Source organism: Gluconacetobacter sp., assembly GCF_047721585.1.
GTDB classification, from domain to species: Bacteria; Pseudomonadota; Alphaproteobacteria; order Acetobacterales; family Acetobacteraceae; genus Gluconacetobacter; species Gluconacetobacter dulcium.
The window spans coordinates 1-7128 of record NZ_JBDNXE010000166.1 but is presented as its reverse complement, the minus strand read 5'-3'; the positions used below and the strand labels follow the sequence as shown (position 1 = coordinate 7128).

At 53.0% G+C, this 7128-nt stretch carries 4 protein-coding genes and 4 pseudogenes; 4 read left to right on the top strand and 4 right to left on the bottom strand.

What is annotated here, in order from left to right:
* Nucleotides 1-307 precede the first annotated feature (307 nt).
* The 3 genes and pseudogenes from ABF821_RS19045 to ABF821_RS19035 form a co-directional block, all read left to right on the top strand.
* Nucleotides 308-1387, top strand: a complete 1080-nt coding sequence (locus ABF821_RS19045; RefSeq protein ID WP_415531217.1) for an IS110 family transposase — start codon at nucleotides 308-310, stop codon at nucleotides 1385-1387.
* Nucleotides 1388-1403: 16 nt separating this feature from the next.
* A pseudogene (locus ABF821_RS19040) lies at nucleotides 1404-1772 on the top strand (integrase core domain-containing protein); the annotation flags it as partial.
* Nucleotides 1773-2040: 268 nt separating this feature from the next.
* Nucleotides 2041-2379 (top strand): annotated as a pseudogene (locus ABF821_RS19035) (integrase core domain-containing protein); the annotation flags it as partial.
* A gap of 130 nt (nucleotides 2380-2509) precedes the next feature.
* On the opposite strand, the gene ABF821_RS19030 reads toward ABF821_RS19035, so the two are convergent.
* The 3 genes from ABF821_RS19030 to ABF821_RS19020 are packed head-to-tail and all read right to left on the bottom strand — an operon-like array spanning nucleotide 2510 to nucleotide 6307.
* Nucleotides 2510-3475, bottom strand: a complete 966-nt coding sequence (locus ABF821_RS19030; protein WP_415531216.1) for an NAD-dependent epimerase/dehydratase family protein — start codon at nucleotides 3473-3475, stop codon at nucleotides 2510-2512.
* Between the two features lie 19 nt (nucleotides 3476-3494).
* Nucleotides 3495-4247, bottom strand: coding sequence for a DUF4214 domain-containing protein (locus tag ABF821_RS19025; protein ID WP_415531215.1), 753 nt, complete (start codon nucleotides 4245-4247; stop codon nucleotides 3495-3497).
* Entirely contained in the window at nucleotides 4247-6307 is a 2061-nt protein-coding gene (locus ABF821_RS19020; RefSeq protein ID WP_415531214.1) for a glycosyltransferase family 4 protein, read from the bottom strand. Before ABF821_RS19020 ends, ABF821_RS19025 begins: the two co-directional genes overlap by 1 nt.
* Before the next feature lie 190 nt (nucleotides 6308-6497).
* On the opposite strand from ABF821_RS19020, the pseudogene ABF821_RS19015 reads away from it, so the two are divergent.
* Nucleotides 6498-6608 (top strand): annotated as a pseudogene (locus ABF821_RS19015) (IS5/IS1182 family transposase); the annotation flags it as partial.
* A gap of 132 nt (nucleotides 6609-6740) precedes the next feature.
* Here ABF821_RS19015 and ABF821_RS19010 read toward each other — a convergent pair.
* Nucleotides 6741-7010, bottom strand: a pseudogene (locus tag ABF821_RS19010) (transposase); the annotation flags it as partial.
* Nucleotides 7011-7128 lie beyond the last annotated feature (118 nt).

Sequence of the window (7128 nt, the reverse complement as noted above, 5' to 3'; positions counted from 1 at the left end):
AAAAGCCGCCTGACTATTGAACCACAAACTCTCCGGTAAACCCGGGGCGGTTCAGTTTGTCTCAAACACTGATCGACCACGGTAGACTGGCGCTGCGAGGTGCCCGGTGCGGTCTGACCCGCACTCTGATCGACTGTTGTGTCTTTCCCTGGACCTGTCGACCGCCCGGGAGCACCGCGCAGAGAGGCTTTGCCTCGGCCATTGCCTGTGACCCGAGAAGGGCCTGACCTGACCGGTCTCGTGACTGTCCTGTCCATGCAGCGGGCCGCGGCTGAGCCATTGAGAGCGATCAGTCGGAGGCACGGTCATGGATGGAAACGAAAAAACGACGCGCGTAATCGTTGGCGGCGTCGATACCCACAAGGATCTGCACGTCGCGGCCATCGTCGACGAGCAGGATCATGTTCTGGGCACACAGAGTTTTCCTGCGACACGACAGGGTTATCGACAGATGCTGGCATGGATGCGCGCGGCGGGCAATCTTCTGCGTGTCGGGGTTGAATCGACCGGTAGCTATGGCGCGGGGTTGCTGCGCTATTTGCAAGCTGCCGGGGTCGAGGTGCTGGAGGTCACGGCGCCTGATCGGCATGACCGTCGCCGGCGTGGCAAGAGTGACGATCTGGATGCTCAGAGCGCTGCCCATGCTGCTTTTGCTGGTCAGCGGACTGTTACCCCGCGCCGTAGAGACGGCATGGTGGAATCTCTCCGAGTTCTGCGGGCATGTCGGAAAACAGCTGTAAACGCCAGAAAAGTCGCATTACAGATGATCCAGAATACGATCGTCGCGGCGCCGGATGCGCTGCGGGAGCAGCTACGCTCCATGACCCGGATGCAGTTGATCCGTACGCTAGTGGCGTCCCGGCCAGACCTCACCGCTTACCACAATCTCGAAGCCGCTTATCGGATCAGCCTCAAATCCCTCGCACGCCGTTATCTCGAACTGCACGACGAGATCTCCGAGTTGGATCTGATGATCAAGGCGATTGTCGAAGAACTGGCGCCGGAACTCGTCGCCCGCAATTCCATTGGCCACAATGGAGCCGCCCAGCTTCTCCTGACGGCTGGCGACAATCCCGACAGGTTGAAATCCGAAGCAAGCTTCGCTGCCCTTTGCGGTGTCACCCCGGTACCAGCCTCGTCGGGAAAAACGATCCGCCATCGACTGAACCGAGGCGGTGATCGGGCAGCCAACAGCGCTCTGCATCTTATCGCCATCGGCCGCCTGCGAACCGACGAAAGGACACGTGCTTATGTCGCCAAGCGCATCGCAGAAGGTCACTCCAAACTCGAAGTCATCCGCATCCTGAAACGCTATATCGCCCGCGAGGTCTATGGCGTCATCATACGCCGGCATCGCGAGATCAACGCATCTCGTTTAGCCGCTTGACATACAGAAGGGCGTCCAGGGGTCGCAATTTACCAGCGGCGCTTTTACCGGCGCGCTGCACAAGGCGGGCATCCGGATCTCGATGGACGGCCGGGGCCGCTGGATGGATAACGTGTTCATCGAGCGTCTCTGGCGCTCGCTCAAGCACGAGGACATCTACCTGAAGGGGTATGCTGACGGGCGCGAGGCGAAAACCGGCATCGCTGAATGGTTTATCTTTTATAATCGGACGCGCCCGCACCAGGCGCTCGGTTTCCGCACGCCAATGGCGGTTTGGGAGGAAAGCCGGGCCAGGACAAAGCCTGTGGATATGATGGACGGCGCTGCCGCGCCGCCCACATCCCCACAGGCCCAACACCATCAGACCGACCTCATGGTCGCCTGAACAAAAAAAGGAAAACCGGGCCAGACCTTCCAACTTAAAATCAGCCATCACTGGTCCTCGGGAGGGGGGCCACTTCACTCAAGCGGCCGGTTACCACCAACCTCCGACAGGATGCTCAGCTTCCGCGCCACAGGCCAGCGCCGTCGACGCTCCACGCCAACCAGGATCTCCTGCCCCATCATCACCTCCCAAACGACGTCAATAACGACGTCGCTAACAACAGGAGATTACCAATCATCCAATCCAATCATAAGGCGGCCGTGAGCGGCCGGTTACCACCGAATTGCTGCAGGAGCGGCAAATCCGCATCAGCATGGACGGGCGCAGCCGCTGGATGGACAATGTCCTCATCGAACGGCTCTGGCGGTCATTGAAATATGAATGCGTGTATCTCCACGCTTTCGAGACCGGCTCGGAACTTCGTGCCGGCCTGGCAAAATGGATTGGTCATTATAATTCGCGGCGCCCGCATTCGGCTCTCGCTGAACGCACGCCCGATGAGGCGTATTATGGGTTTGCTCCGACACCGTTGCCGGGGTTAGCCCCGGCAACGGTGTCGGTCAGCAACAACGAGAAATTGGCGGGGCATAGCAACACCGGGCAATAGCTTATTCAACCCGCAAATCTGTCCGAACGAATGGGGCCACCTCATCCATCTCCAGAACGTCAATGCCTATGACAGCAGAGCCTTCGAGAACCATCACTCTATCGAACCCTACCCGTCATCGACAGGGTTATCAGTTTTCTGCTAAGTAAAACTTGGCTGTCGTAGCAAGACCCTGTTCCAGCGACCACTCGGGCTCGTAGCCAATCAGGCGCTTGAGCTTTGTAAGATCCGGCGCCCGGCGCTTTACACTGCCGGCGGGGGAAGGATGCAGAGCGATTTCACCCTCAAAACCTGCAACTTCCATCATCTTACGACCCAAGGCCTCCATTGTAATTTCGTCAGCACCACCAACGTTTACAACTTCGTTTACGGAAGTCTGAGCTGTAGCCAGAGCCAATGTCGCACGTACGGCATCGTCAACATAGATAAATGAACGCGTATCTTCATAACCGTAAAGTTCAAAGACACCCCGTTTAGCACGATTGTAAAAATCAGGTATTACATGCTTGTCACCCATCCGCGGCCCATAGGCATTATGGAAACGAACAATAGTGATCGGCATCTTGAAGTGCGCCGACGCATTAATCGTCGCAACTTCGCCGTGCATTTTTGAAGCACCATACGACCAGCGGGGATTGAAGACATCTGAAAACGAGAGAGGCACATCTTCTGCTGTCGGAACACTCCACCCGAAAATAGAAACGGTCGAAGCATAACTCTCGGACGTACCAGCATAAAGAAACCGCTGAAGTTTTCCAATTTTTCCATAAAATTCAGCAAGAAAAACAGTCGGCAACGTACAATGTTTAACCACATCAAAAGGCCGCTCATAAAAATTTTGCGTCCCGTTGAGCGCCGCCATATGTAATACGTAATCGATATCTTTCGGAAGGGTGTCGACATCTTGCGGCGTCGTCAGATCAACCGCTAACTCCGTGACATTTTCTTTATTGCATAAAGCCATATATGCTTCATCACGTTCGCCACGAACAAAATTATCAACCATAAAGACCGTATTTTCAGGATTCTCACTCAGTTTCTGAGCTAAAGCAAAACCGAGAAAGCCTGCACTGCCGGTAACGAGATATTTAGTCATAACCAATTCCTACACCGTGTTAGATTTTACGAAACGCTTCGACTTGAAAATTCTGAAATTTATGGACATGCGTTCGATTATAAGAATCAATACGCGACTGCAGCCACGGAGCAATAAGTCTGCCTCGAGGCGGTAGATCCATGCCTCTCACCCGCACACGACATAAGTGAATACCGGCAGAAGACAAAACACCCTCCCGAATTGGTATGCGAAAACCGCACCATGCATTGACAAAACGCTCGGTCTTCATGCCATCAACCTGATAGCGACATGCGACACGTCCAATCGATAAATTGTCTATGAAAACCTCTACCTCCTCCCCAGCATCGACGAGCACCCATCCATGCACCATGTCGGTGCCAAGCTGTTCGATAAATCCAACAACTGGCCCGAAGAGAAGCGCGGCCGCTGTTTCGTCCAATTGTCTATGCTGCTCATTAACCAGTCGAATAGCTTCGCTCCAAGTCTCTGCAGACCCTACCTCTGCGATGCGTGCAACAATCGGGCCGCCCAGAACCGCCGCACTTTTACTAAAAAGGAGATGGGCAATAGCTCTCCCTTCCTCTTCTGTTTGAAATCGAATCGCAGCCTCATCACTTTGACGCACAATATCGATTATCTGCCCACGCGTCATACCGTTAGACAGCATGTCCACATACGTCGCCAAGCCACCCGGATCGACATCACGCCCCAGAACAGTTCGATAGACATGCCGAACAAATTGATCATCTGTCATCTGAGGATCGATAAGTTCAAAAGGAGCGGTCGGCATCAAACAATCTCCTGCTTGACAATTTCAAGCTCTTCCAGACGCTTACGAACACGGGCAGCCATAACATCAACACTATGCTCACGGTTAATCGTCTCGGCCGCCTTGCCGCCGAGCTTTCGCGCATAGTTGGGATCATCATAGAGAAGACGGATTGCCCTTGCGGCCTGATCAATATCGGGATCGGCCCACACCATCTCTGGAACCTGATAAAGATACTCATCGTTCTCGACGTGAATCAATGGGCCATCAATCATAATGCAATTCTCACCCGATTCAAATTCACCTGTCGAAGAATAACGAGTCATAATCACAGGCTTACCAAGCGCCATTGCTTCAGCCGGACCATAACCATATCCTTCCGAGCGATGGAGGCTGACATACACATCGCATGCCTTTTTAACTGAATAGAGCTCCTGGAGCGTCATCGTTTTATCGAAGAATATAATACGCGGATCAGAGGAAACCAGTTCGAGCAGTTCTTCCCCACGCCCGCGCACACCATTCCAATGGGCTGTACCCATATTCTGCGTCTTTAGCACAAGCCGCGCCTTTTCAGTTCCTTTGGGGAAAGCGCGCTTGAATGCCTGCACGACAGCCGCCGGGTTTTTCCTGTGAATAACAGAATGGGAATCATAACTAAAGGCGACTATAAATACATCCTCATCAAGTCCCAGCTCCGACCGACTCAGAAATCTGTCGATTTTTGGAAGTTCGACCGAAGATCCAACCGCGACAACGGGAACTCCATGTCCTTCATAAGTTTTTCGGCAAAATTCTGACGGCACCCACACTTCGTCCACGAGTTCAAGCGCAACTTTGTGCGCCTCGGGAAGAGCTGCCGTCTCCCAGAAAAAATAACCGACATTATAAGAACAATTGGAAAAATCAGGCAAGAGCGTCATAACATCAAATATATATTCCCCATTATACTGCCAAATAATCCGCTCCGGCATCTCGCCTCGATAAAGGCGATCACCCAAATCAGAATATTGAATAGCACTCGGCATATCATAGAAGAATGGAAAAATTCGGTAATCAACCCCCGCTTTGTCAAGAGCTCCGACCACCCGGCGCATTCCCGCGCCCAACCCGCTTGCGGCGCCCAAGGCACCGATCAAAAGAACCTCGATCTTTCCGTTGGTAACGTCCGGCTTTTGCGGCGTCACTCTCCGACGCGCTCGTCCCATGCTATACAATGCGTGATCGCTGAGATTAATCGCTTGAGGCGTCAACATCGGCGCGAAACGGAGCACGCTGGGCATATCTGCCGCAACATCTTTCTTCCACCAGTTCTGGATTTCATCGACCATCTCTGAGGTCAATATACCAGACGACAACCTCCGCCCAAAACGAGATGAGATCCGCGCAAGCAGCAATACCATTCTGCTGAGAGTAGGATAGCCAGATATCGGCGAACCAGACCAGTAACGCTCTTCCTCAGCGGAGAGCAAAAATTCACGCCCCGGTTCCCCGACGACGTGAATAATCTGATCAATCATGAATAGATCTCGATCTGCCGAATTTTTGGCAATATCGTAACACTCACGGTAAATCGACGCTCCGTGCCATCGATGAAAAAAAGCGCGACTAATGGAGGGCGCCGCTATCCCTGGCTGAGGCATATTGATAACCGCCAGCAAACTGGCCGGGAACAACACCTGCGGGATTAATCGGTGGGGCACCTCCTCAGTCGCCACATGCGCAAGATACGCATGATACCCACTCTCGTCATAAATATCGAAACGGCCTCGAAAATGCTTAATCCACACCGAATGCCAAAATGTAGTCAGATACCCCCATGCCATAACCGGCGCGTTGAGGTCAGCAATCAGGGAAGGGACATCAAGCTGCAGCGATACATCACGAAACGCGATCATATCCCAAATGTAATAAGTTACATAATCCAATCGCGAACGCGCAGAATTAATATTAAATTGTCGAGACAACGAAAATCGATGCCAGTAGGCATACATATGCTTGCTTAACGGGAATTTTTTATCGTGAAAAACAGGATGAGGTTCAGACAAGACTTGAACAACATTTTTTTTCGTCGAAGCCAATTTAACCTCTTATCTATCTTCTATCTAGCTTGATAAAGAAATATCCTTAACGTTGACTTTAGGTCAACAGGATAATGGAGCAACACCAGCACTACAGTTGCGTTTTTGCTCTCACTGTCTGACTTAAAATGAGTTGAGTGATTTCAGCAGGTTATGATTCATGGGTTTGCGACGACCTGATGAGATCAAGATGTCCCGGACTGAAATCACCCGAGCGCAGTATCGCCGGGACGACCTTGAGTATGCATGTGGCCTGCGCGATACGGAATGGGCGCTGATTGCGCCGCTGATGCCCGAGAGGTGAGGTGGCCCCATTCGTTCGGACAAATTTGCGGGTTGAATAAGCTATTGCCCGGTGTTGCCATGCCGCCAATTTCTCGTTGTTGCTGACCGACACCGTTGCCGGGGTTAACCCCGGCAACGGCGTCGGAGCGGATCCATGATACGCCTCATCGGGCGTGCGTCCAGCGAGAGCCGAATGCGGGCGCCTTTCGTTATAATGGGCTATCCATTTGCCAAGCCCGGCCCTCAGCTCTGATCCGGTCTCGAACGCGTGCAGGTAGACGCATTCGTATTTCAGCGACCGCCACAGACGCTCGATGAACACGTTGTCCAGCCAGCGTCCACGTCCGTCCATGCTGATGCGGATCTGACGTTCTTCCAGGATCCCGGTAAAACGGGGCGTCGTAAATTGTGACCCCTGGATGCCCTTCTGTATGTCAAGCGGCTAAACGAGATGCGTTGATCTCGCGATGCCGGCGTATGATTGTAGCGCGACAATCTGGGTGAGAGAGCGCGTCAATCAGGATGAGAATGGATTG

Bases quoted from the DNA above. Each gene is read 5' to 3' on its own strand.
- ABF821_RS19045 (WP_415531217.1), top strand. From the start codon at position 308: ATGGATGGAAACGAAAAAACGACGCGCGTAATCGTTGGCGGCGTCGAT.
- ABF821_RS19030 (WP_415531216.1), bottom strand. From the start codon at position 3,475: ATGACTAAATATCTCGTTACCGGCAGTGCAGGCTTTCTCGGTTTTGCT.
- ABF821_RS19025 (WP_415531215.1), bottom strand. From the start codon at position 4,247: ATGCCGACCGCTCCTTTTGAACTTATCGATCCTCAGATGACAGATGAT.